We start from the raw sequence: 25,483 nt of genomic DNA, 5'->3' as shown, positions 1-25,483 counted from the left end.
AGATTATTGTTAAATTTATTAATAGATAAAGAAGAGAATGGAGACATAGAAGTTATTGATTTAAGAGGGGTTGAGTGTCCAATGAATTTTGTCAAGGCCAAGGTAGCTATGGCACCGTTGGATGAAGGAAAAGTTTTAGAGATTTATCTTGACCAGGGAGAACCTATCGCCAACGTGCCGGATAGCTTGGCTTCCGAAGGACATGAAATTTTGGACCAACATAAGACAGCAGAGGGGCATTATGTGTTGAGAGTTAAAAAGAATTAGACACCTAACTTAAACAGGATTTCGCTCAAGCACTCAGTAGTAGTAAAAATAGTTAGTAAGGTGGTTAAGATGGATGAGATTGAAACGGTTAAGTTAAAGACTGATATTTTAATTATCGGTGGTGGAGCAGCTGGATGTTATTAGGTAATTATGTTTCTAAAGGTGACCGCAGTATTAAGATTAATGGAGAACATATTAAACCGATTATAGCCGAGGCAGTAGAAAGAAGCGGCGTAAATGTATTAAATAGAGTTAATATCACTAATTATATAGTAGTAGATGGTAAAGTTCGTGGTGCTTTTGGATTTTCGGTTAGAGAGAATAAGTTTTATCTTATTCAGGCTAAAGCAGTCATAGTTGCTACCGGTGGTGCCTCAGGAATTTATAGGCCTAATAATCCCGGTCAGGCCCGGCATAAGATGTGGTATCCGCCCTTTAATGCTGGAGCTGGTTATGCTATGGGAATTAGAGCCGGGAGAGGCCCCTGTTATTTAGATATTACTCATCTCAGTGATGAGGAGGGACAGAGATTAAAATCCTCGTTTCTAAATATGTCGCCAGATATTATTCTAAAGTGGGCCGATGAAGAGATAGAACCACAGGAAGAACCGATAGAGATATATGGCACTGAGCCGTATATAGTGGGAGGACATTCCCAATCAGGTTACTGGATTGATGTGGATCGGAAGACAACGCTTGACGGGTTATATGCAGCCGGAGATGTAGCTGGAGGGGCACCTAAGAAGTATGCCACTGGCTGTATGGTAGAAGGAGAGATTGCTGGTTTAAGTGCTTTAGAATATATTGAAGGAGTTGACTTTGCTGAATTAAGCCAGGATTTGATCACTAAGGAGTTTAGACGGGTCTGGGCTCCACTTGAAAATGAGGGTGGATTTAAACCTCAAGACTTAGAAGAACGATTACAGAAGATAATGGATGAATATGCTGGAGGCTTAAGTACTGATTATCGAATTTATGAAGAAAAGTTATTGCAGGCTAGGCAATTATTAGCGAGATTTAAACAGGATTTAAGTGATGCTAAAACTGAAAATAAGCACTAACTGTTAAAGCTACACGAAGTGATTGACCGTACCTGGGGGCTCAGGTCTTAGTTGAACATTTACTGTATAGAAAGGAAACGCGCTGGAGAGGTTATCAACAAAGAGTCGACTATCCTACTAAGGATGATAAGAACTGGCTTAAGTTTGTTAATTCCAGTTATGATAAAGATTCAGAGGAAATTGAAATTATTGAACGACAGCCTGTAGAGGTAGGTGGTTCAGTAGAGAAGTTTACGATTGAGAATAAGTTACAGTTTAATTTGAATCTGTAGCAGAAACTATTCTAAGGAGGTATTAAGTTATGGATCATCTGGATCGTTTGGAGAATAAGAGTATTCATATTATCCGAGAGGCTTATAGTGAATTTAATAACTTATCAATGTTATGGTCGATTGGCAAGGATAGTACAGTCTTATTATGGTTAGCCCGAAAGGCCTTCTTTGGTCATGTACCGCTCCCTTTAGTCCATATAGATACTGATTATAAGATTCCAGAAATGATTGAACATAGAGATAGATTGGCTAAAGAATGGGAGCTGGATATGATTTACGGCCAGAATGAAGCTGCTTTAGAGAATAAGGAGACTTTTCCTGACGGCAATACTACGCGGATAGAGTGCTGTAAGAATCTGAAGTCGGAAGCATTAAAGAAGACATTAAACGGCACCTGGCCGCGGTATAGAATGAATCATAATACTGGTAAGTATGAGGTAGAAGAGAATCCTGAACCGTATACTGGTGTAATTGTCGGTGTCAGAGCTGATGAGGAGGGTACTCGTTCCAAGGAGCGATACTTCTCGCCGCGGGATACGAATAATGATTGGGATCTCGGTGATCAGCCGCCGGAGTTTTGGGACCAGTATAAGACTGATTTTGCGCCGGGGACTCATGTACGGATTCATCCATTGTTAGACTGGAAAGAAGTAGATATCTGGCGCTATATTGAGCGGGAGAATATTCCGATGGTTTCACTCTATTATGATCAAGGGGACGGAACTAGATATCGGTCATTAGGCTGTGCCCCCTGTACTGACCCGGTGGAGTCGACGGCCAGTACACCGCAGGAGATAGTTAAGGAATTAGAGAGTGGTAAATTTTCTAATATTGCTGAACGTGCTGGGAGGAAACAAGATGAAGAGGACGGTGGAGGTCTCGAGGAACTTCGTAAAGAAGGATATATGTAAGATTAGTGCATACTAATATATTGTAGTTTATAGTCAACAAATCTCTTACGCTTGCCATTCATTCGACGTCCTGTCTCACTCATTCTCAAAGTTAGCCCTCTCGCCATCCTTGGCTTCGGGCTAATTTAAGAGTCGCTCCAGAGAAATGTTGACTATTTGTAGTAAGATATTATAGATAATGAGAAGTATTGAATATTAAGTTAAGGAAATGTTATGATGAAAATAGTCTGGTGTACAGTCTCGTGTAAGTCTAGTGTCAAAAGAATATTTACTAGTAGAGGAGAGTCGTTAATGACTACGGAATTGGCTGAACAGAAGGAAGATTTGAATATAGTGATTGCTGGTCATGTTGATCATGGTAAGAGTACGATTATCGGTAGGTTACTGGCTGATACGGATTCGTTACCTGAAGGTAAGCTTGAACAGGTCAAGAAGACCTGCCGCAAGAATTCTAAGCCGTTTGAGTATGCTTTCTTACTTGATGCATTAAAGGATGAACAGTCGCAGGGAATTACTATAGATTCGGCGCGGTGTTTCTTTGAGACGGAGAAGCGGGAGTATATTATTCTTGATGCGCCGGGGCATATTGAGTTTTTGAAGAATATGGTGACGGGAGCGGCTAGAGCTGAGGCTGCTCTGTTGGTGATTGATGCTGATGAAGGAATCCAGGAGAATTCTAAGCGGCACGGCTATATGTTGTCGATGCTAGGTATTGATCAGATAGTTGTGTTGGTTAATAAGATGGATTTAGTTGATTATAATCAGGAAATTTATGATGAAATTGTGGAGGATTATACGGAGTTTTTACATGAGATAGATATACAGCCGGAGACTTTTCTGCCGGTCAGCGGTATGGAAGGCGATAATATCGCTAGTCTATCTGATAATACGCCGTGGTATGAAGATGAGACTGTATTGGAAGTGCTGGACAGCTTTGCTGCGGAAGAGTTACCGATGGATCAACCCTTTAGAATGCCGGTGCAGGATGTCTATAAGTTTACTAAAGGCGGTGATGATCGCCGGATTATAGCCGGGACAATAACTTCTGGTCAGGTCAATGTTGGTGATGAGGTAGTCTTTTATCCTTCGGGTAAGAAGAGTACGGTTAAGTCGATTGAAGGTTTTAACAGACCAACAACAGTAAGTGCCAGTGTAGGAGAGTCTACCGGCTTTACTCTGGAGGAACAGATCTATATTACCCGCGGTGAAGTAGCTACTATTGATGATGAGCCACAGCCAGAATCTACATCTCGAATTAAAGCCAATATCTTTTGGCTAGGTAGAAAGGAAATGACTAAAGATAAGGAGTATTACTTAAAGCTCGGTACAGCTAAAGTAAGAGCTAGAATAGAAGAGATTGAACGAGTAATCGATGCTTCGGATTTGAGTCAGAATGAAGCAAAAGATAGGATAGAAAGACATGATGTAGCGGAATGCATCTTGAAGCTGGATAAAGCAATTGCTTTTGATTTAGCCAATGAAATAGCTGAAACCAGCCGGTTTGTAATTGTAGATGAGCATGAGATTGCCGGTGGCGGTATAGTACAAGAAGCCCTAGAAGATAAACAGAGCTGGATTCGAGAGAAGGTAATGCTCAGAAATTATAAGTGGGAGAAGAGTCATATTACTAATGATGAACGGGCTGAGAAGTATAATCAGAAGTCTACTTTAGTCTTAATTACCGGCGAAGAAGATGTAGGTAAGAAGCCGACGGCTAAGGCTTTGGAGAAGCGACTATTCAATGACAGTAAGATAGTTTACTTTTTAGGAATCGGTAATGTCTTATATGGTGTGGATGCGGATATTAAAGGAACAGAAGAGAATAATCACCGGAAGGAGCACTTGAGGAGACTGGCGGAAGTATCGAATATTATGCTCGATGCAGGAGCGATTTTAGCTGTAACTGCTGTGGAGTTAACTCAGGATGATTTAGAGTTGATTAAGACTACTGTGAATCCTGATAAGATAAAGACAGTCTGGTTAGGAAAGAATGTAACTACGGATATTAATTATGATTTGCATATACCGGAGTTTGAGTCTGAGAAAGAAGCAGCAGGTAAGATTAAAGGATTATTACAGGAGCAGGAAATCATCTTCAAACCATAATTATATGGAATATTAACCAAGAATAGATCTGTACCAGCCCAGGAGTAGTACCTGCTTTAAGTATGTTGGTTAGCTGTTTGACTAATGCAGGTGATATAAATGATATTAGTGGAGGGATAAAATCATGGATCATGTAGAAGAAAAATATACTGCTTTAAAGGATTACTTAGCTGAATTAGGGAGTTTAATAACATAAGTGAACTATACTTTTAAGTATAGTTTATGGAAATTCATCCCCGCCGATTTAATATTAACGGGGTTTTCTTTCCATGAATTCGGTAATGTCAACTCACCATTAGTGGGTTCGACCCCTTGTTAATTGCACAAGTGAATATTGGAGGTTACGAACACCAATCCTTGTTCGTGTAAAATATTCAGGGTTCGTAAGTCAAATGTAGTCCCAAACCGTTTGGTATGGTAAGGGATAATAGTGTTGTGAACCCACCATAGTGAATAAGGTAATTTACTTTTGTAGAGGAAACTTAAAATACAAACTTTACTTATAAGTTCCAATTCCTTCTTCAATTAACCCTGGCCGTCTAATATTTGCTGTAACTTCAATTTTTACGGGAAGCTTAGCATAGATTTTGTCCCAGTTATCCACTCTTTTCTTAAATTCCTGTGGATACTCTTCATTAATTTTTTCACCAAAACCGAAGATATCTGCTTTATACTTTTGGCTCTTCTTGAGCGCATTAATGATTTCGTTGTTAATTACTTGAGCAAAACGCTTATTTAATTGAGAAATATTAGCTTCGCGAGTGATATTATAATTGCGGCTTAAATCTTCAGCGATACTACCTTCAGCATCTATTTTTAATTTTATTTTGAAGTGGTTATCTTCTAATTGGGCTTCTACTTGGGATTTAGCATGGACTGTTTCAATAGTAATCTTTTCTTCTTCATCGGGGGCTTTGATTAAAATCCCGCCGGTTACTTCGTTAGGTTTAAGCACCCAGTTAAGCCCTCGAGTTTCTTTACGGGTTAACCAACCAACTAGTTTATCATCTCTAAAGACTGCTCCGCCATTAATATAAAGTAAGTTCTTTTCTTCTTCTTTCGACTCTTCTTTAGGTCCTCCTTCTTTTAACTGGATAGGAGCAGTAACTGTATCCTTAGTATCACTGAGCATTGAAATTGTGAATTCACGCAGATCACTGGCAAAGATAGTCCCAGTTATACTCTGACCGTTGATGATTTGTTTAACTGCAATAGCTGAAAGCGGCTCAATTCCATGGGAACTCTGTAGGATCTTTTCTGCTTCCTCGCCCCGGGCAATAGCTATATAGGCCCGCCGACGCAGTTCAGGATCGCGGTTAAAGAGGTCAATATAGGGTTTAATACCCTGTCGGGCCAGCTCTTCACCGATAATAACTACTTCACTGTGGGAATAGAAGGGTTGACGGCCTACTGTTTTGACTAAATTACGGTTAGCTTCAAAGATACTATAACCGGTAGAGCTAGTAGTCCAGAATTGCTGTGCAGCACCTCCACTCTGTCCTCCACCTTGTTGTTCTTGGGGTTTGCTCAGTTGAACAGTGAATTTAACGCGGTCTTCTTCTTTAGCTAAGTCTACTCCGATACCTTTTACTAAAGCAAGAGAATCAAATTCTCTACTGCTCCAGCAGCCGCTGACAATAGTTGCTAAACAGCAGATGAGAAGAATAGTGAGTATCTGTTTTAGTTTAGTCACTAGAATCAACTCCTCGTAAGGTACTAAAGATTAATAATAAAATAGGATAGACTACTTGTATAGCTATATACAAGGGCACCATTTGATGTAGAAAGTCTGCTAATTCCCTTACATTTTTAAAGTAATAGGATGAGATATAGAAGATAGGCGGTATTGTAAAGGGAATTATTATATAATAAGTAGATAAACGAAATAACTTTTGAATAGTATAGACAGCACCGTAAAAGAAAATAGCTGCTTTTAATACTCCTCCTCCAACCCAGTAAAAGATAAATAGCGGATCTAATCGTTCAATAACACCTAAAGCCTGAGCATATCTATGAGCCGATAAGAGCGGAAAAGTTAGATTAGCTGTCATTCCCGGTCCAAAAATCATCAATGTTGAAAGAATAACAATCATCATTAAAACGCCGCTAATTGCTATTGAACTAACTAAGGATTTATAGACTTTATTCGGTTCTGCTATCTGCGGAGCAAAGATTAAAACTATAAAGAATTCACCAAAGATTACTAGTCCCGGATAGATGCTCTTTAATATAGGTTTAAAGCCTTCGCTTAATACAGGCTGTAGAAAAGCCGGCGACATATCCTTAGTTAAGATTATAATTGCTATTAAAAAAGTAACTAAAAAGAGATAAAAGATAATTTCCAGTACACGAGCTGTAACTTCCAGACCGTAGTAAACAAAGGCAGCCGCAGTTAAAATAATATTTAAATTTAAAAACCAGAGTGGAGTTTCTGGAAGATAGGTACTGACCATAATTTCAGATATCTGTCGGGTTACAGTGCCGCTAGTAATTACAAAATAGATAACTAAGCCTCCAGTTAAGATAGTAGTTATAATCTGACCAAAGGTCTGGCGGCTAAAGGCTATTAAGTCGGTACGCTCCATTCTATTAGCGATTAGAGAATAGATAATAGAAATAATGAGAGCAAAAGCAATTAAGATAATTCCTGACAGCCAGGCATCCTGCTTAGCATCCTGAACTATTAATGTAGGCAGTAGTACTATGGCAGTACCTATAATAGTTGATACTAATAATAGAGTTGCCTGGTAAGGAGAAATTCTAGTTTTCATTATCTGTCACCTCGTTTTTAGTATCCTGTTCCTGTAAATCGTACTTAAAGAAGAATCTTTTTATCGGCTGATTATTCTGGCGGTTTACTTCTTCAGTTTCTAGTGATTTAGGGCGGGTATTCATTACTAGATAGGGTACCCGCATAAAGAAATCCTTTAGATCCTGCAGCTGAAGTGGGGCTACTGGTCTCATAAATGGTATTCCAAAAGATCTTAAATTAGTTAAATGCATTGTAATCCATAGTACAGCTAGCGTTATACCGAAGAAACCGCTAGTAGCAGCACCTAGGACGAATAGTAATCTAATTAACAGTAGAGTATTATTAAACTCTGTTGTCGGCATCAAGAAGATAGAGATTCCGGTTATTGAACCGATAATTACGCTATCAGGACTTAACAATCCAGCATTAATGGCCGCTTCGCCTAAGATTAAGGCTCCGACAATAGTTACTGAAGGGCCTAAAGCTTGGGGAATGCGGGCTCCTGCTTCTTTAATTCCTTCAAAGAAAGCACCAAAGATAATCATTTCTATAGCAATCGGAAAAGGAACTCCTTCCCGGGCTGAATAGATCTTATTAACTAGGGTGATAGGCAATACCTCCTGGTGAAAGGCCAAAATTGCAATATAGATTGCCGGCAGCAGAGCACTAACTAGAAAGCCTAAGAATCTAATTGCTCTAGCTCCCAGAGTATAGTAGAAGTTGTAATAGTAGTCTTCAGGGCTGACTAAATTTTCCATAAATAACATAGGTGCTACTAAAGCTGTGGGATAGCCGTCGATTAAAATAGTCACTCTTCCTTCTAACATTCCTGCCGTTGCTATATCAGGGCGTTCAGTTTCATAAATTGTATCGAAAGGAGAAAGAGGGTTATCCTCAATTAACTCCATGATATGTCTAGGCCCTGTAATTTGATCTACATTAATACTGTTTAGTCTCTTTTTGACTTCAGCAACGATTTTAGAATTTACTATATCTTCAGCATATAGTACATTAATCTGGGTATTAGTATAGCTGCCTTTAGTAAAGGATTCGACCTTTAATTGTTTATCTTTGATTCTACGCCGGATTAGCCCAGTATTAGTTTTGATATTTTCAGTAAACCCATCGCTGGGTCCGCGGACAGTACGTTCAGTTATTGGCCGTTCAACACTTCTTTCTTCCCAGCCTTGAGTGGAAATACTGAGCACATGAGAGCTTTGGTCAACTAATAAGATGGATTTACCGGCTAAAATATCATTAACTGCTTTATTTACTTTATCTATTCTTTCTATATTTTCAGCATCTATAATTTTACTGCTAATAGTTTCTGTATCTTTTTCTGCAAGTGATAAATTCTGGTTGTCTTCAGATAAGAGTGGTTTTATAATGTTATTATTGATTATTTCTTTATCTATTAAATTAGTAATATAAACAAGGGTAGCATCGATTTGCTGATTAGATTCGTTAGTTAGTTTAAGATGGCGAAATTTAATATCATCGATATTTTGAAATTTATTAGTTAATAATTCTTCATTTCTAGTTAAGTCATTAAAGAATTTTTCTTTAGTAGTTCCTCGTTTATTCTGTTGTAGAGTATACATATCTTTAATCCAGTTTTTTAAGTAGCGCCACATACTGTATCCTCCTTATTAGTTCTTATCAATCATTAATATTTTTAGCATTAAAGTAAAATATATACATTGTTTCCATAAAATTATAACATGATAGTCTAGTGGAGGATTGAATATGTTATGTGAAGAAATTAAATCGGAGTATAATGAATTAATTGATGATGGCCCAACAGTTTTAGGAGTCCAGGAGCTGGCTGCTTCCAGTATTAATATCCGATTAGTAGCTATGGTAGAGGCCTAAGAAGCCTGGCTGTTACTATATAACCAGGGTTAAACTTTATTTTTGACTCTACTTTGACGTTGATTTCGTATAATTAAATCACTACAGATTTTATTCCTTGCTCAAAACTTTTAAGGTAGCCTAATGTAATCATCTTACTAGCATAAGATAGCAGTTAGGATACTGAAAATATTTTGGGCAAGGCTAACATTTAATTTCAATCTGAAATTATTTATAGATTCTTTCTTTTATCTGTTCCTTTCTTACTTAGAATCCTTTATTATGGAGTTCAGTCTAGAGCTTCTGCGGGAAGCAGGAATCAGACTACCAGGCCCCATTGGTCAGACTATCGGTGTAGTAGGGGGGTTATCCTGGGTGATGCAGCCGTTAGTGCCGGTTTAGTCAGTCCGCCGATGGTGATTGTAGTTGCCTTGACGGCGATTGCTACCTTTGTTATCCCTAGTTATTCAGCAGCAATTCCGTTGCGATTACTGCGTTTTCCGATGATGATTCTTTCAGCTCTATTCAGCGTTTATGGAATCATGGTCGGCTGGCTGTTGATCTTGATTCATCTCTGTAGTTTAGAGAGTCTCGGCCAGCCTTACTTTGCTCCCTTTGGTCCAATAAAGTGGTCAGATCTTAAAGATACAGTTCTGCGAGCACCACTTAGACTAATGTCAACACGTCCTAGATCGATACCAACTCAACAGCAGGACCAGCAGGATCGAGAAGGAGATTATGATAATGGAGGAGATCAAACAGATGAGGAGTGAAGAGATTAAGAAGTACCAGCTTTCCAGTAGTCAATTAGTCTTTATTATAATTCAAATCTGTGTAGGATCAGCAATTCTTGTTCTACCACGGACTATTTCGGAAACTGCTCGGCAGGATAGCTGGTTGGCAATTATAATTAGTGGATTTATGTGGGTCTTAGCACTATTTATTATGTATCGTCTGGCCAGCCGTTTTCCCCGGCAGACAATTATTGAATATAGCCCGCAGATCCTAGGTAAATATTTTGGTAGTTTAATTAGTGTCAGTTATTTTCTCTATAGCGCCTCAACAGCAGCTATTATTGCCCGCCACTTTACTACTATCTTAACTAGTTTTGTTCTACCTCAGACTCCTATATTAGTTAATCTGACTATATTAATTCTAGTTGCTCTTTACTCAGCCAATATGGGCTTTAAAACTATGGCCCGACTTCACCAGTTCTTATTTTTTGCCTTAGCTCCTGCTTTCTTACTTTTAGTACCTGCCGGTTTTGAAATCGATCTATTAAATCTGCAGCCGGTCTTTGGAACAGGAATCAAGACTATAATTAAGGGGAGTTTTAATGCTACGTTCAGTTATATAGGACCGGAGATTCTGTTATTAATCTTTCCCTTTATCAAACAGAAAAGAAAAGCCTTTAAGTATTCGGCCGTCTGGAATTTATCTTTCTCTTCTTATGGATTGCAGTAGCCTTTACAAGTGTACAGGCCTACTCTCATATGGCCAGTTACAGCTTAACCCAGCTATTTAAGTGGGAAGATCATCGGCGTAGCAATCTAATTCTATTTCCGCTGCTTATCGGGATTGCCTTTTTACCGGATAATGTGTTAGAAGTCTTTGATTATATTAATTTCGTAGCCCAAACGGGAACTGTTTTAGTCTTTGGGGTTCCAATCTTAATATTATTAATTGCTAAATGGAGAGGGGTTAGAGGTGATCAACGGCATGATTAAAAAGATTTTAATTCTGTTGATTCTAATTTTTACTGTACTGCCTTTAACAGGCTGCTGGGATATTCGAGAAATAGAACAGACCCAATTTCCAAGTTATATAACAGTTGATAAGGCTAAAGAGGAGGTCGCAGCCCCTTACTTATACTCACTCCAATTTCCAATTTTACGTCCTAAGGCGCCTAAAAAGGTTAATAATCTATCAGTGACAGCCTATTCAATTGAGAATGCTATCAATAATCTACAGAATAGGAGTGTTGGTGTTATCTCATTAGGGATGCTAAAGACAATTATCTTTAGTAAGGAAGTTGCCAAAGAGGGACTGCTGCCTCAAATTGATGCTCTGTGGCGTAATCCGCTGATCCCAGGCTCAGTCTTACTTGCTATTACTCCTAAGCAAGCTGCTAAAATTAAAAAAGTTAAAGTTCCTACTACGGAAAATCGAGGCCAATATCTTGATCTACTATTTAGAACTACCTCGCGTAATACTTTGCTGCCAGAGAGAAATCTAACCAATTTCTTTAGCAACTTAAAGACTACAGGTATTGAACCTGTGATTCCAATAATCAAGTATGGTAAGACTGATATCAAGATTATAGGCACTGCTCTATTTAGGAAGGATAAGATGATAGGGAAGCTACAAGTACCGGAGACTAGATCCTTAGCACTACTGAAAGAAAACTTTAGTAAAGGAGAAATTGCACTCAAAGTTGATAATCATATAGTTACTTACTATGTTCAACAGACTAATTCTCAAATTAAACCCAGTTATCATGACGGCAAATTCACTTTTAATATTAATCTAGAACTGGATGTTGATGTAGTAGAGAATACATCATCTAAACGACTAACTGATAATAAAACAGCCTTAGCTAATATGGAACGTCACTTAGAATCAGCTCTTAAGAAGGAGATTGATAACTTATTTACTGAATTACAGAAATATAAGAGTGATGCCATCGGAATCGGTCGAAGAGTAAAAGTGAAAGACCGTGAACTACTCGGCATTGAAATACCGAGCTTCATGGTCGCCTGCTTTTATGGGAGTTACCCGTAACATCAAGCAAGTTACCCATTCGGCGTGTCCAACGCCACTACTCCTATCCAGTTAATACTGACTGGACTTGGAGTTACTTTTAAGCTGCAAATTGATGATCATTCCAGCTATATTTAACTGGATTTGATAAACCTTTAACCTGCAAAGTAATATCTTTTCCTTTACGTCGCTGCTGTAAGTATTTGCGTAAGATATTAAATGAACCTACACTATCGGCATTAAAGGCTTGATTATTATTTTTGTCCACATATAAGCCGCGTTTAATACGATTAGACTTATCACCATATTTCTTAGTTACTTTTTTACTGTAAGGGCTGCATTGACTGGTATATTTTTCACTCTTCTTGATTAAAGTAATCCCCTGTAAATTAAGTTTATACTCTAGTTGGTGATAGATAATATCAAAAGGTAGTTTATGGAGTTTTTGATTGTTCTGTTTACCTAGGTCAGCATCATCACGAATATTTTTTATATCACCAACGATTACTCTAGATATATTATGTTTAATACAATAGTCAACTACTTTTTTAGTTGCACTATGGATTAAATGAAACAGCTGCTTGCGTCGTTTTTTATATAATTGTTGGATACGTTTAGAAGTCTTTTTACCTTGACCATTCAAAATAGATTGATAATGTTTGATTTTTTTATCAAAATAACGATTAATAGCTAAATATTGTCCACCGTCAATAATAAAGCTTTCCTGATTTTGATTACTGTAACAAGTCATTAGATTATTAATGCCTAGATCAATACTTAAATAATTACCGTTATCTTCTTTAATAGTAGGAGTATCTACTTTATAAGTTAAGATTACCTTATAAGTATCATCGCTTAAAGGTTTAAACTCAATTCTAGTAGTTGAGTTAAGGACATCTCTATTACTGGATAACAGCTCATTAGGCACTCTTATCCATAAGAATTTGTTGGTAATAGAGTATTCCTCTTTTAGATACTTTTTTAACTGTTTAGGAATAGATAATCTTAACTTACCATCAATAATTTTAAAACCATTATTGAGATAACGGAAGTTAAATTTACTGTCTTTAGGTTTATAATTAGGTGGATTAGGTTCACCAGTATATTTATCAGGATTATTTTGATAATCTTTTTTACTTTGATAAAAACTATCCCAGTTATCAGCTAAAATTTTAAGTGTTTCCTGTGCTGTTTGAGAAGGTAAATTTTTATACCAAAAATTTTCTTTTAATTGCTTTTTTTGTTTATACCAATCAGGATACTCTTTATCACTATCTTTAGACCAATTTTTACGTTGATAATTGCCGATATTATATAACCTAGCACTAGCATAAGCTAAACAACCTAATACAATTTGTTGGGTTTGATTAGGTTTATGAATAAAATATTTAGCTAACTTCAATTAGTTCACCTCCTTATGATAGCCAACATTATAAATAGATGTTCCAATATGAATTAGATTATTTTGGTTACTCAATTGTTATCACCTTTTATATATAGTATATCATATAATGCCTTAGATAGCAATAATATCAAGGCTTAATACAATTACATATAGTTAATATTTAAACAAAAAATAACCTATTCTTTAATATTGAATCAAAGAATAGGTTAGTAAATTCATCACCCATATAAATAAGGGTGGGTTCTTTACTTTTTGTCCTAAAAAATTTAATGTAGAAGATTGGCCGCAGTATTTTAAGCAGGCCGAGACAGAGATTAAGGTAACAGTTAATATTAGACGGATTGGAATCTCGACATAAAATTTTAATTTCTCAGTTTTATTTTGAATCAAATAAAATTTATAAAATAATAGAGCAGAATTTTAGCAATGTTGACTCTTTTTTGACGGTAGCTCTATATAATGAAGATGCAAATAAATATTTGATTAGGATAAATAATAAGGGAGGATTATAATATGGAATTTGATGTATCTAAGGCAATGAAGATTAAGTTATCCGATGAATTGCCAGAAAAGACTGAATTTAAAGAAGGAATTAGACGGGCCCCAAGGCGGGAGTTGAATCTAAGCCAGGAGGAGATGGAGCTTGCTTTAAAGAATGCTCTGCGGTATATACCGCCTAAGCTGCATGAAGAGTTAGCACCAGAATTTATGGACGAGCTGTTAACACATGGTCGAATCTATGGTTACCGCTATCGTCCAGAGGGTGAGATTAAGGCTAAGCCGATCCATGAGTATAAGGGAAAGACATTAGAAGGCAAGGCTTTACAGTTAATGATCGATAATAATCTGGACTTCGATGTAGCCCTATATCCTTATGAATTAGTAACCTATGGAGAGACAGGCCAGGTTTGTCAGAACTGGATGCAGTATCGACTAATTAAGAAGTATCTACAGGAGATGACTCAGGATCAGACATTGGTAGTCCAGTCCGGCCATCCTTTAGGTCTATTCCCATCTAAGCCTGAAGCGCCACGTGTAATTTCGACTAATGGCTTAATGGTGGGTATGTATGATAATTTAGAGAACTTCAATAAGGCTGCTGCTTTAGGTGTAGCCAACTATGGTCAGATGACAGCTGGAGGCTGGATGTATATCGGACCGCAAGGAATCGTTCACGGTACCTATAATACTTTACTTAATGCCGGACGTAAGTTTTTGGATAATGATTTAGATGAGGATCTATCTGGACAGTTATATATTACTTCCGGTTTAGGAGGTATGAGCGGTGCCCAGGCTAAGGCAGTTGAGATTGCCGGTGGTATCGGTGTAATTGCTGAAGTTGATGAATCCAGAATTGAGACTAGACATGAGCAGGGCTGGTTAAGCAAGATTTCTGATGACTTAGATGAGATCTTTGACTGGGTAGCAGAGTATCAACAGAGCGGTGAAGCTGTATCTATAGCTTATCACGGTAATGTTGTTGATTTATTGGATTATGTAGTAGAGAATGATATTGAAGTCGATCTTTTATCTGATCAGACTTCCTGCCATGAGCCTTATACTGGAGGCTATAACCCTGTTGGTTTTACATTTGAAGAGGGACGTGAGCTACTAAATAATAAGCCTGAAGAGTTCAGAAAAGAAGTTGATAAGTCATTAAGGAAGCATTATAGTTTGATTAAAAAGCTTGTAGACCGCGGTGCTTACTTCTTTGATTACGGTAACAGCTTTATGAAGGCAGTTTATGATGCTGGAGTTAAGGAGATAGCTAAGAATGAGGATGATCCTACTCAAGGATTTATCTTCCCATCCTATGTAGAAGATGTTATGGGGCCGATCTGTTTTGATTACGGATATGGACCTTTCCGCTGGGTCTGCTTGAGCGGTAAGGATGAAGATTTAAGAAAGACAGATCAGGCTGCTATGGAATGTATCGATCCTGATCGCAGAGCTCAGGATTATGATAATTATCAGTGGATTGCTGATGCTGAGGAGAATGAGCTTGTTGTTGGTTCTAAAGCCCGAATTCTATATGCTGATGGTCCAGGTCGAGTTGAGATTGCTCTTAAATTCAATGAATTAGTAAGGGAAGGTGAGATTGGTCCTGTTATGTTAGGCCGTGATCACCATGATGTCAGCGGTACAGACTCACCATTTAGAGAAACTGCTAATATTAAAGATGGTAGTAATATTATGGCTGAAATGTCCGTTCACTGTTTTGCTGGTAACTGTGCTCGCGGTATGACATTAGCTGTAGAGAGTAACGGCGGCGGTGTTGGAATTGGTAAAGCCTTTAACGGTGGATTCGGTTTAGTACTTGACGGCAGTAAGCGGGTAGATGAAATTATTAAGTCAGCCCTTGATTGGGATGTTCACAGCGGTGTAGCACGTAGAGCCTGGGCGAGAAATGAAAATGCAATTGAGACAATGATGGACTGGAATAAAGAACATGGAGCTAAAGGCCATGCAACACTTCCTTATCAGCCTGAGGAAGGATTAGTAGAGGATACTGTTGCTAATTCTTTAAAGGAGCAGAATTAGTAGCAAATAATAAATTATAAGGAGGATAAAGATATGAGTTTTGCCGATTATAGTATTGATGAGTTTACAGCAGAGTTAGCCAGTGATGCTGCTACTCCTGGCGGAGGTAGTGTAGCCGGGTTATGCGGCTCACTGAGTGCCAGTTTAATTGCTATGGTGATCAGATTAACTAAAGAAAATGATTTGGATCATGATACTGCAGAATTAGAAGAACTACAGATTGAAGCTTTAGAGCTGATTGATGAAGATTCTGAAAGCTTTGATCAAGTGATGGCTGCCTTTAAGCTTCCTAAAGAGACTGAAGAAGAGCAGGAAAAGCGCAGCAGAGCAATTCAAGAAGCAATGAAGGAGGCAGCAATAACTCCCTTAGAAACGATGAAGCTGGGATTGGAGCTGCTTAAGATTGCTGTAAAAGTAGTTAGAGAAGGCAATGCTAATGCTGTTTCTGATGCAGGAGTAGCAGGTCTGTTGGCCTTGGATGCTGTTAAAGGCGGCCGATATAATGTGTTAATCAATGCTGAATCCTTAACTGATGAAGCTGATGCTGGAGAATTGAAGGATAAGTCAGAAGAGATATTAGCAGAAGCAGAAGAATTAGCAGCTGAGATTGAAAGGATTGCTGAAGAGAGGATTTTGGGCTAAGAAAATGGTAATTAATCTTAATAGATATCAGAATTAAATTGTGATATTATAAACATATAACGACAAAAAACACGAAATATTGATAATTTATTCAAAAGGTGTTAATTATAACTAGATTAGAAGGGGGATATTGATTATGGCTCAGATATTGGAATGTATTCCTAACTTTAGTGAAGGTCAGGATGAAGAAAAGATTGAAAAGATTGTACAGCCTTTTAAGGATATATCAGGTGTGAAACTGCTGGATTATTCGGCCGATAAGGATCACAATAGATTAGTAGTAACTATGATTGGTAGTCCAGATGCTTTGAAGAAATCAGTATTAGAAGCAATGGAGATTGCTGTTGATTTAATAGATATGAATGAACATGCGGGAGAGCATCCACGCATGGGAGCAGTAGATGTAGTTCCTTTTACTCCAGTTCGGGGTGTAACTATGGAAGAAGCAGTGGAGTTGGCTAACGAGGTGGCCCAGGAAGCATCTGAGAAGATGGAGTTGCCTATCTATCTTTATGAGGAAGCAGCTACTACTCCAGAAAGAAAGAACTTAGCCGATATTAGACGTGGAGAATTTGAAGGCTTTGCTGATAAGATTCAACAGCCGGAATGGAAGCCGGATTATGGACCGGCTGAACTTCATTCTACAGCAGGGGCATCAGTAATAGGAGCTAGAATGCCGTTAGTTGCTTTTAATGTTAATCTCGATACTGATGATTTAGAGATTGCCAATGAGATTGCCCGCAAGGTGCGCCACTCGGGCGGCGGACTGCGGTACTGTAAAGCAATTGGAATTGATTTGAATGAACGCGGTATTACACAGGTATCAATGAATATGACTGATTATACTAAGACTGCTCTCTATCAGTCTTATGAAATGGTTAAGTTCGAGGCTGAGCGTTACGGCGTCGATGTTATTGGTAGTGAACTAATTGGACTTCTGCCGGCTCAGGCATTATTCGATGTTGCTGAATACTACTTAGGAGTTGAAGATTTTTCTGGTGATCAGATTATGGAAAATAGACTATTGGAGGAGCTATAATGTCTAAGCTATTAATTAAGAATGCTAAAGAATTAGTAACCTGTAAAGGCCGGGCTCCAAAGACTGGAGCTAAAATGAATGAATTGGAGATCATTACCGATGGAGCATTAAGAATTGAGGACGGTATTATTACTCAGGTGGGGAAGACCAAGGAGATAATATCAGAAATAGATGAAGCGGAGTTTGAAGTTATCGATGCTTCTGGGCAGGCGGTACTGCCTGGATTCATCGATTCCCATACTCACTTTGTTTTTGGTGGATATCGGGCTGATGAATTTAATTGGCGGCTGCAGGGTATGCCTTATACTGAGATAATGGAACGCGGCGGCGGAATTGTTAACTCAGTAGAATCTACTCGTCAGGCTTCCCCAGCAGATTTAAAGGAAGATGCCCAGAACCGGCTTGATTCTATGCTTTCCTTTGGAATAACTACTGTTGAAGGAAAGAGCGGTTATGGTCTTGATCTGGAGACTGAGTTGAAGCAGCTTAAGGTAATGGAGGAGCTTAATCATGAACATGCTGTAGATATTGTTTCAACTTTTTTAGGTGCCCATGCCATCCCTGCTGAATATGAAGACCGTTCGGCTGATTTCATCGATTACTTAATAGAAGAGGTTATGCCGGTAGTAGTTAAGGAAACAGCTGTTGATTTCTGTGATGTATTCTGTGATCAGGGCATCTTTTCAGTAAAGGAGGCCCGTAAAATTCTATTGGCCGGACAGAAGTTAGGTCTTAAGTCCAAGCTCCATGCTGATGAGATTGCACAGATAGGTGGTGCAGAACTGGCTGCTGAGATAGGGGCTGTTTCGGCTGATCATCTACTCAAGGCATCGGATTGTGGTATTGAACGGATGGCTGAGGGAAAAGTTGTAGGAACTTTACTACCGATTACAGCTTTCAGTCTAAAAGAAGAGTATGCTCGAGGTAGATATATGATTGATAATGGAATGTCAGTAGCTTTGGCTACTGACCTCAATCCAGGCAGCTGTTATTCAGAATCGATTCCACTTTTATTTGCACTGGCTACATTATATATGGAGTTAACTATTGAGGAGGCTGTAACGGCTTTAACTATTAATGGTGCAGCAGCAGTCGATAGAGCTGAGCAGGTCGGCAGTCTGGAAGTAGGCAAAAGAGGCGATGTAGTAATCTTGGATGCTCCATCTTATACTCATTTAGCCTATCATATTGGAGTTAATAGTGTTGATAAGGTGGTTAAAGCTGGAGAAGTAGTAGTTAACTAGCATTATTTTTAAAGCAATTATTTTTATGGGAGTCTCAAGTTTTTAGTAATAATTTTGGCTTTCCAATAGGGGGGAGACTATGCCGAAATTAGAAGTAACTGTATTAGGGACACCGGTGGTAGAATTGGATGGAAAGCCGATTGATTTTCCTTATAAAAAGGTTGAAGCTCTGCTTTATTATCTAGTGGTTAAAAAGAAGACCAGAAGGAATAAGTTAGCTTCTCTATTGTGGGGGGATATGGAAGAAAGTAAGGCAAAGAAGAATTTACGTAATGCTTTATACCAATTAAAGAAGACAGTCGGGGACCAGGTGATTGAGACTCCTGATCGTTTTATTGTTACTCTTGATGATAACTGTGATTTGCAGTTAGATTTGGATGAATTTTTAGCTAACAAAGATGCAAGTTCAATTAAACTTTATGAAGGTGAATTTTTAAATGATTTTTTAGTTAAGAATGCTTCAGAGTTTAATGATTGGGTTTTTGAACAGATGAATTATTGTGAACAGCTATATATTAAATTATTGAAGCAGCAGATTAAGGAATGCAAAGCAGCAGGTCAGCTCCAGCAGGGTATTTCCTATTTGGAAACCTTACTTGAGGTGAATGAATTTGATGAAATAGCTTATCGAGATTTAATGGAGTTTTATTCTGAACAGGGAAATATCGCTAAAGCGATTGAAACTTATAAATTATTGGAGGACCAACTGGAGACAAAATTAGGTATTACCCCTGATAAAAAGACGGTTGAACTGTTACAGAATATTAAAGAGAATATCTCGGCTAATATAGAAGAAGATAATTCAATTGATAAGGAGTTTATAGGTAGGGAAGAAGAATTAGAAGCAGTAATGAATCTTCTTTATCGGTTTACTGCTGGGGCTCAAAACCACTCTTGTTTTGTATTTGGAGAAGCAGGTATTGGGAAGACTGAATTGGTCCGGCAGGCATTAGCTTCAGTTAGACTTGAGAACTGTTTAGTAGTGAAAACTAACTGTTATCAAGCAGAAGAGCGGTATATCTTTAAGCCCTGGAAGAATATTTTACAGCAATTAAAAGAACAGATTAATCTTGCTAATATAGATTTACCTCCACTGTGGAAGAGGGCTATATCCTTCTTGTTTCCTTCGATTTTAACTGAAGATGATGAGTCTGCACTGGATGAATTGGTTAATTGTGATTCGATTCAATACCAGTCTGCAGTAGAAGCCCTTCTGTTTTTAGTGTCTGAAATTGCTAAGGAGCAGAAATTGGTTCTTGTTTTTGAAGATCTACAGTGGTGTGATGATAGAAGTCTACTCTTATTGAGAAATTTAATTAGAGAGAACGAAAATAATAATATTTTAGTTTTAGCTACTTCCCGCAATCAGCGTAGAGAAAGGGTGGAAGAGTTTTTTGCTGATTTAAAAAGACATGATTTACTTACAGAAATAACCTTAAATAGATTAAATTTATCTGAAGTCAAAGATTTTGCCCAAAAGACTCTACCTGATTATCAATTTTCAAAAGATTTATTAATTAAGATTCACCAAGAAACTGAGGGCAATATTTTCTTCTTAGTAGAATTGCTTAACCTTTTAGCAGAGGACGGTAAAGAAGAAGCCTTAGCTAATTTATTAACCGTAAAGAGTAAGAATATCTTGCGGAATCGTGTTTTATCAGTTTCAAAAGAAGCACAGAAGATTTTACGACTTGCTTCTATCTGTTTTGATAACTTCAGTTATGAGTTATTGGCGGCTATTAGTGATAAGAATGATTTGGAGCTAATAGAAATTCTAGAAGAACTACAGAATTATTATTTAATTGAAGAATTGTCAGTTAATCAAAGAGAAGGTCTTACTTATCGTTTTACTCATTCTAAATTACGTGAGTTTATCTATGAACAACAGTCTAGATCTAGAGTTCGTCTTTTACATAGGCGAATTGCTCAATTTTTTGAGGAACAGTTGCAGGAAACAGCAAGGAGTAGAAATTACTATTCCAAGTTAATTCATCATTATTCACAGGCTGGCGACAAGTTTAAACATTTAACGTACTTGATAAAAGAAGCAGAAATGTATTTTTATTATACACATGAGCTCTTTCCAATTATAAGTGATCGAAGGTTAGCTAAAGATAATATCTTATCATTTAATCAAGAATGGCCGCAGTATTATCTATCTAAAGTAGAAGATTTATTAAAAGAAATAGAATGGAAATCTGATAATAGTTTTGAATTACGAAAAATGGAAGTTAAGTTTTTGAATTTACAGTCTCATTTTTTAATTGCTCAGGGTGATTATGAGGCTGCCATTGATCAAATAGAAAAATTAATTAATGAGGCAAAGTTGATCAATGATTATGGAATTTTATTAGAAGCTTATGAAAAAATGGCGAGTTTAGGTATTCAAAAAGAAAATACTAATTTAATTGAAAAAAATGCAGTTGAGATGTATGATCTGGCTAAAAAACAGAAGGCAAATGTAAAAGAAGGAATTGCTTTAAGATTTTTAGGAATTGTTCGGCTTTATCAACGACAGTATAGTAAAGCAGAAGAATTATTTAATCAAGCATTAGATGTATTTAAGGAAGCTGAAACTGTGCGGAAGAAGTATACTTTGGGAATTGCAACAGTCTATAATTATTTGGGTGAAGTGAAGAGATATCAAGGAGAATTTGAGCAAGCAATTAATTTTTATCAACATAGCATTGATCTTTGTGAAAATCAAGATATTCTTAGTGGAGTAGGTATTTTTTATGTTAATGCTGGTCAGATGTTTTATAAATTAGAGAATTATAAAAAAGCACAGAATTACTTTTTTCAGTCATTAAAGATATTTCAACAACTACGGACTATATGGGGTTATTCAGTTATTGCTAATAGTTTTATGGCTTTGCTTTCCATTCAAACAGGAAGTTATAAAGAAGCTTATGATTATATAGTAAATAGTGATGCAATTATAGAACAATGTTATAAACGATATTGGGCTGGGATTTTACTACGAAGTAAGGCGGAAATTGCTAAACAGATGAATAATGATAATCAATTAAGAGAGGTCTTTAGTGATAGATTGGATTTAGATTATCGTAAGTACGCACAACAGGCTTTAGATATATTTGAAGCGATAGGTGCAGATTATGAAGTAGAGTTAATGAAAAAGTTATAAAGAGATAAGAGTTAAAATCACTGATACAGAAACAGTATTGGCCTATTATCCAGCAGATAATCTAGTGTTAAGAAATGAAGATGGAAAGGTTACTGAAACTGGAGATTCAAAATTTAACTGTATTAGGTGATGAAATAATTAATATGGGAGCAGAGTTAAATTAAATATAAATCAGACAATTCAAAATTGTAAAAATTCTCTGGTTAAATAGACGCTATTTTGACGGAAATATTTTATAATAAAATAAAAGTCGAATTATCAGAAAATTTTATGATTGAGAATAACAATGAAAGGAGGGCAAAATTAAGAAAGAGGTAAGGTAATAGCGTTTAATTGTTAGAAGTCTGAAATTTAAAAAATTATAAGGGGGAATTATTATGGCAAATGAAGGGGTAGTAGAAAAAAATGAAAATGAGAAAAAATTCAAGGCACCAGATGCAATTGTATTAATTGTAGCATTGTTAATAGTAACATCTATTTTTACTTATCTATTGCCAGCTGGAGAATATAATAGAATTGTCGATCCTGAAACAGGAAGAAAGATTGTTGAAGTAGGTAGTTATCATCAAGTAGCAGATAGAGCAGTATCTGCCTGGGGATTACTACAATCAATACCAAAGGGGATGAATAAAGCTGCATCAATTATAAATTTCTTGCTGATTATCGGAGGTATATTTGGGATATTAGAAGCGACAGGAAGTATTGAAAAATTGATGAGTTTGGCCATTAATAAATTAAAGGGTAAAGAAAGGTTAGTAGTCCCTGTAATATTGACGGCGTGGGCTTTAGGGGGAGCTATAATTGGAAATTTTGAAGAAAGTTTAGCTTTTATACCACTGCAAATAACACTTACGTTAGCATTAGGATTTGATTCTATATTAGGTGTTGCTCTAGCTTTATGTGGTGTTGGTGTAGGATATGTAGCGGCGATATTAAATCCATTTACTGTAGGGATTGCACAAGAAATTGCAGGTGTGCCTATGTTTAGTGGGGTTGGATTCAGAGCAGTAGTGTTTATAACCTTTGTAGCAGTGACTATTATTTATCTTTATAGATATGCCGGAAAGATTAAAGATAATCCTGAATTGAGTCCAGTTTATGAAATTGATAAAGACAGTCCTTATATAGATAGTGATCTTCATGATGAAGAAGTAGGATTTACAACAAAACATAAATTAGTATTAACTGTATTTATCTTGGGTATAGGTGTATTAATTTACGGAGTGATGCAACATGGATTCTACTTAACAAAAATTGCAGCCGTATTTGTTGGTATGGGGGCTATGATGGGAATCGTTGGTGGCCTGGATATTAATGAAATTGTTGATGGATTTGTTGAAGGTGCTCATAATTTACTTTATGCATCAATAGTAGTTGGGTTTGCAAGGGCAATTACAGTTGTTATGTCAGATGGTAAAATATTAGATGTAATCATTCATGGTATGGCAAGTATGATGTCAGGTCTTCCTAAAAGTTTGAGTGCTGTAGGAATGTTCTTTCTACAAATGGTAATAAATTTATTTGTATCTTCAGGTAGTGGGCAAGCTGTATTAAGCATGCCTATTATGGCTCCATTAGCAGATGTATTTGAACTCACAAGACAAACTGCAGTACTTGCATTCCAATTTGGAGATGGAATTACTAATTTAGTTACTCCAACTTCAGGGGCTTTAATGGCAGCGCTGGCAATAGGAAAAATACCTTGGGGGAAATGGATAAAATGGTTTGCACCGTTATTTATGATTTGGGTTTCCTTAGCTTCAATATTTATGTTTATAGCTGTTAAAATGTCATTTTAATAAATTAGCAAAGAATATCTTCAAAACCTTATAAACAGGATTGAAAGATGAAAAAGGGGGGAGTACATGATATTACAAAGCTACAGTGTATTCCATCCTACTAAATAAATTATAACTGTGATTATCATTTGGAGGGATAAGAGTGAAAGAAGTTATTCTTGATGGAAGTAGATTAAGTTTATATGATGTTATAGAAGTTGCTAGGAATCATAAACCAGTAAAATTAGATGATGAAGCAAAAGAGAGAGTAAAGAGTTCAAGAGCAGTAGTAGATAAATTTGTAGAACGAGAAGAAGTTGTTTATGGAATTACTACAGGTTTTGGAGAATTAAGTGAAGTCTTTATTGCTAAAGATAAGACAGAAGAACTACAGGAGAATTTAATCTGTAGTCATTCTTGTGGAGTAGGGGATTGTTTTGAAGAAGAAGTAGTTAGAACTATTATGTTATTGAGGGCTAATGCTTTAGCTAAAGGTGTATCAGGAATTAGATTGGATACTTTACAATTATTAATAAATATGATTAATGAAGGAGTGCATCCGGTTATTCCTGAAAAAGGGTCTTTAGGGGCCAGTGGAGACTTGGCACCGTTAGCTCATATGGTATTAGTCATGATTAATAGAGGAGAAGCTTTCTATCAGGGAGAACGAATAACTGGTAAAGAAGCTATGGAGCAGGCAGGTATAGAACCGGTACAGCTTAAAGCTAAAGAGGGATTGGCTCTAATTAATGGTACACAAGTTATGACGGCTGTAGGAGCATTAGTTGTTTATGATGCTATTAATTTGGCTAAAATGGCTGATATTTCTGCTGCACTAACTTTAGAGGCGCTGAAAGGAATAACTGATCCTTTCGATAAACGAGTACATGAAGTGCGTTCTCACAAGTATCAAATGACTACAGCTCGGGACTTATTACGTCTTACAGAAGGAAGTGATTTGACAACTAGACAAGGTGAGCTGCGGGTTCAAGATGCTTATACATTAAGATGTCTTCCTCAGATTCATGGTGCTTCCAAAGATGCTATTGAGTATGTAAAAAAGAAGGTTGATATCGAGATGAATTCTGCTACCGATAATCCTTTGATTTTTGTCGAGGAAGAGGATGTTATTTCAGGTGGTAATTTCCATGGACAACCTATGGCTTTAGGATTTGACTTTTTAGGTACAGCAATAGCAGAATTAGCAAATGTGTCGGAACGGAGAATTGAACGATTAGTAAATCCTAATTTAAGCGGTTTGCCGGCTTTTTTAGTTAATAATGAAGGTGTAAATTCTGGTTTTATGATTACTCAATATGTAGCAGCTTCTTTAGTATCTGAAAATAAAGTATCAGCTCATCCTGCTAGTGTCGATTCAATACCTTCTTCTGCTAATCAAGAAGATCATGTAAGTATGGGTACTATTGCTGCTCGTAAAGCAAAAGATATTCTATATAATACTAGTAGAGTATTAGCAATTGAATTATTAGCTGCAGTTCAAGCAATCGATTTAGTTAATCCTGATGGTAAGAATTTAGGTAAAGGAACAGCCGCTGCCTATCAAAAAGTTAGAGAAAAAATTGATAAATTAGACGAAGATAGAGTAATGTATGAAGATATTAATCAAAGTGTTGATTTAATTAAAGAAGAGAAGATAATACAAGCAGTAGAACAAGAAATAGGAGAATTAAATAAGGAATTATAAAAGA

Annotated in this window: 18 protein-coding genes and 2 pseudogenes; 16 read left to right on the top strand and 4 right to left on the bottom strand. The window is 37.0% G+C overall.

Annotated elements, in window-relative coordinates:
• Positions 1 to 6: 6 nt before the first annotated feature.
• From acear_RS10015 to acear_RS10000, 5 genes are all read left to right on the top strand, one after another.
• Positions 7 to 267 carry a sulfurtransferase TusA family protein gene (locus acear_RS10015; protein WP_013278896.1) on the top strand — a complete coding sequence of 87 codons (261 nt, stop codon included), beginning with the start codon at positions 7 to 9 and terminating at the stop codon, positions 265 to 267.
• A gap of 134 nt (positions 268 to 401) precedes the next feature.
• Entirely contained in the window at positions 402 to 1,328 is a 927-nt protein-coding gene (locus acear_RS10010; RefSeq protein WP_013278895.1) for an FAD-binding protein, read from the top strand.
• 32 nt (positions 1,329 to 1,360) lie between these two features.
• The gene (locus acear_RS12850; RefSeq protein WP_342610020.1) at positions 1,361 to 1,600 is read left to right on the top strand and encodes a hypothetical protein; all 240 of its coding nucleotides are present in this window, start codon (positions 1,361 to 1,363) and stop codon (positions 1,598 to 1,600) included.
• 29 nt (positions 1,601 to 1,629) lie between these two features.
• Positions 1,630 to 2,511 carry a sulfate adenylyltransferase subunit CysD gene (gene cysD / locus acear_RS10005; RefSeq protein ID WP_013278894.1) on the top strand — a complete coding sequence of 294 codons (882 nt, stop codon included), beginning with the start codon at positions 1,630 to 1,632 and terminating at the stop codon, positions 2,509 to 2,511.
• 291 nt (positions 2,512 to 2,802) lie between these two features.
• Positions 2,803 to 4,617, top strand: a complete 1,815-nt coding sequence (locus acear_RS10000; protein ID WP_013278893.1) for a GTP-binding protein — start codon at positions 2,803 to 2,805, stop codon at positions 4,615 to 4,617.
• A 496-nt stretch (positions 4,618 to 5,113) separates the two neighbouring features.
• Here acear_RS10000 and acear_RS09995 read toward each other — a convergent pair whose 3' ends face one another.
• From acear_RS09995 to acear_RS09985, 3 genes are read right to left on the bottom strand one after another with little or no spacing between them, the layout of a single operon-like run.
• The gene (locus tag acear_RS09995; protein WP_013278892.1) at positions 5,114 to 6,310 is read right to left on the bottom strand and encodes a Ger(x)C family spore germination protein; all 1,197 of its coding nucleotides are present in this window, start codon (positions 6,308 to 6,310) and stop codon (positions 5,114 to 5,116) included.
• The gene (locus acear_RS09990) at positions 6,303 to 7,388 is read right to left on the bottom strand and encodes a GerAB/ArcD/ProY family transporter (protein WP_013278891.1); all 1,086 of its coding nucleotides are present in this window, start codon (positions 7,386 to 7,388) and stop codon (positions 6,303 to 6,305) included. Before acear_RS09990 ends, acear_RS09995 begins: the two co-directional genes overlap by 8 nt.
• Positions 7,378 to 9,003: a spore germination protein gene (locus acear_RS09985; RefSeq protein WP_013278890.1), complete on the bottom strand. Its 1,626-nt coding sequence runs from the start codon at positions 9,001 to 9,003 to the stop codon at positions 7,378 to 7,380. The genes acear_RS09990 and acear_RS09985 overlap by 11 nt, the downstream gene beginning before the upstream one ends.
• Before the next feature lie 112 nt (positions 9,004 to 9,115).
• On the opposite strand from acear_RS09985, the gene acear_RS12965 reads away from it, so the two are divergent.
• The 4 genes and pseudogenes from acear_RS12965 to acear_RS09965 all read left to right on the top strand — a co-directional run bounded on the left by acear_RS12965 (position 9,116) and on the right by acear_RS09965 (position 12,001).
• The gene (locus tag acear_RS12965; RefSeq protein WP_280956768.1) at positions 9,116 to 9,241 is read left to right on the top strand and encodes a hypothetical protein; all 126 of its coding nucleotides are present in this window, start codon (positions 9,116 to 9,118) and stop codon (positions 9,239 to 9,241) included.
• Positions 9,242 to 9,502: 261 nt separating this feature from the next.
• Positions 9,503 to 9,993 (top strand): annotated as a pseudogene (locus acear_RS09980) (spore germination protein).
• A pseudogene (locus acear_RS09975) lies at positions 9,959 to 10,947 on the top strand (GerAB/ArcD/ProY family transporter). Before acear_RS09980 ends, acear_RS09975 begins: the two co-directional pseudogenes overlap by 35 nt.
• On the top strand, positions 10,928 to 12,001 hold the full coding sequence (locus acear_RS09965) for a Ger(x)C family spore germination protein (RefSeq protein WP_013278889.1): 1,074 nt from the start codon (positions 10,928 to 10,930) through the stop codon (positions 11,999 to 12,001). Before acear_RS09975 ends, acear_RS09965 begins: the two are co-directional and overlap by 20 nt.
• Positions 12,002 to 12,080: 79 nt before the next feature.
• Here acear_RS09965 and acear_RS09960 read toward each other — a convergent pair whose 3' ends face one another.
• Entirely contained in the window at positions 12,081 to 13,382 is a 1,302-nt protein-coding gene (locus acear_RS09960; RefSeq protein WP_013278888.1) for an RNA-guided endonuclease InsQ/TnpB family protein, read from the bottom strand.
• A 516-nt stretch (positions 13,383 to 13,898) separates the two neighbouring features.
• Between acear_RS09960 and acear_RS09955 the strand changes: the two genes are divergently transcribed.
• From acear_RS09955 to hutH, 7 genes are all read left to right on the top strand, one after another.
• The gene (locus tag acear_RS09955) at positions 13,899 to 15,926 is read left to right on the top strand and encodes a urocanate hydratase (protein WP_013278887.1); all 2,028 of its coding nucleotides are present in this window, start codon (positions 13,899 to 13,901) and stop codon (positions 15,924 to 15,926) included.
• 33 nt (positions 15,927 to 15,959) lie between these two features.
• Positions 15,960 to 16,568 (top strand): cyclodeaminase/cyclohydrolase family protein, encoded by a 609-nt coding sequence (locus acear_RS09950; RefSeq protein ID WP_013278886.1) that lies wholly within the window; start codon positions 15,960 to 15,962, stop codon positions 16,566 to 16,568.
• A 136-nt stretch (positions 16,569 to 16,704) separates the two neighbouring features.
• Complete coding sequence (ftcD, locus tag acear_RS09945) at positions 16,705 to 17,607, top strand: glutamate formimidoyltransferase (protein ID WP_013278885.1); 903 nt, start codon at positions 16,705 to 16,707, stop codon at positions 17,605 to 17,607.
• The gene (gene hutI / locus acear_RS09940; RefSeq protein WP_013278884.1) at positions 17,607 to 18,851 is read left to right on the top strand and encodes an imidazolonepropionase; all 1,245 of its coding nucleotides are present in this window, start codon (positions 17,607 to 17,609) and stop codon (positions 18,849 to 18,851) included. Before ftcD ends, hutI begins: the two co-directional genes overlap by 1 nt.
• Before the next feature lie 79 nt (positions 18,852 to 18,930).
• Positions 18,931 to 21,996: an AAA family ATPase gene (locus acear_RS09935; protein ID WP_013278883.1), complete on the top strand. Its 3,066-nt coding sequence runs from the start codon at positions 18,931 to 18,933 to the stop codon at positions 21,994 to 21,996.
• Positions 21,997 to 22,373: 377 nt separating this feature from the next.
• On the top strand, positions 22,374 to 23,795 hold the full coding sequence (locus tag acear_RS09930; RefSeq protein WP_013278882.1) for a YfcC family protein: 1,422 nt from the start codon (positions 22,374 to 22,376) through the stop codon (positions 23,793 to 23,795).
• A gap of 142 nt (positions 23,796 to 23,937) precedes the next feature.
• On the top strand, positions 23,938 to 25,479 hold the full coding sequence (gene hutH / locus acear_RS09925) for a histidine ammonia-lyase (protein ID WP_013278881.1): 1,542 nt from the start codon (positions 23,938 to 23,940) through the stop codon (positions 25,477 to 25,479).
• The last annotated feature ends 4 nt before the right edge of the window (positions 25,480 to 25,483 follow it).

The organism is Acetohalobium arabaticum DSM 5501 (assembly GCF_000144695.1).
Classification (GTDB): domain Bacteria; phylum Bacillota; class Halanaerobiia; order Halobacteroidales; family Acetohalobiaceae; genus Acetohalobium; species Acetohalobium arabaticum.
This window is presented reverse-complemented; position numbering and strand designations above follow the sequence as displayed.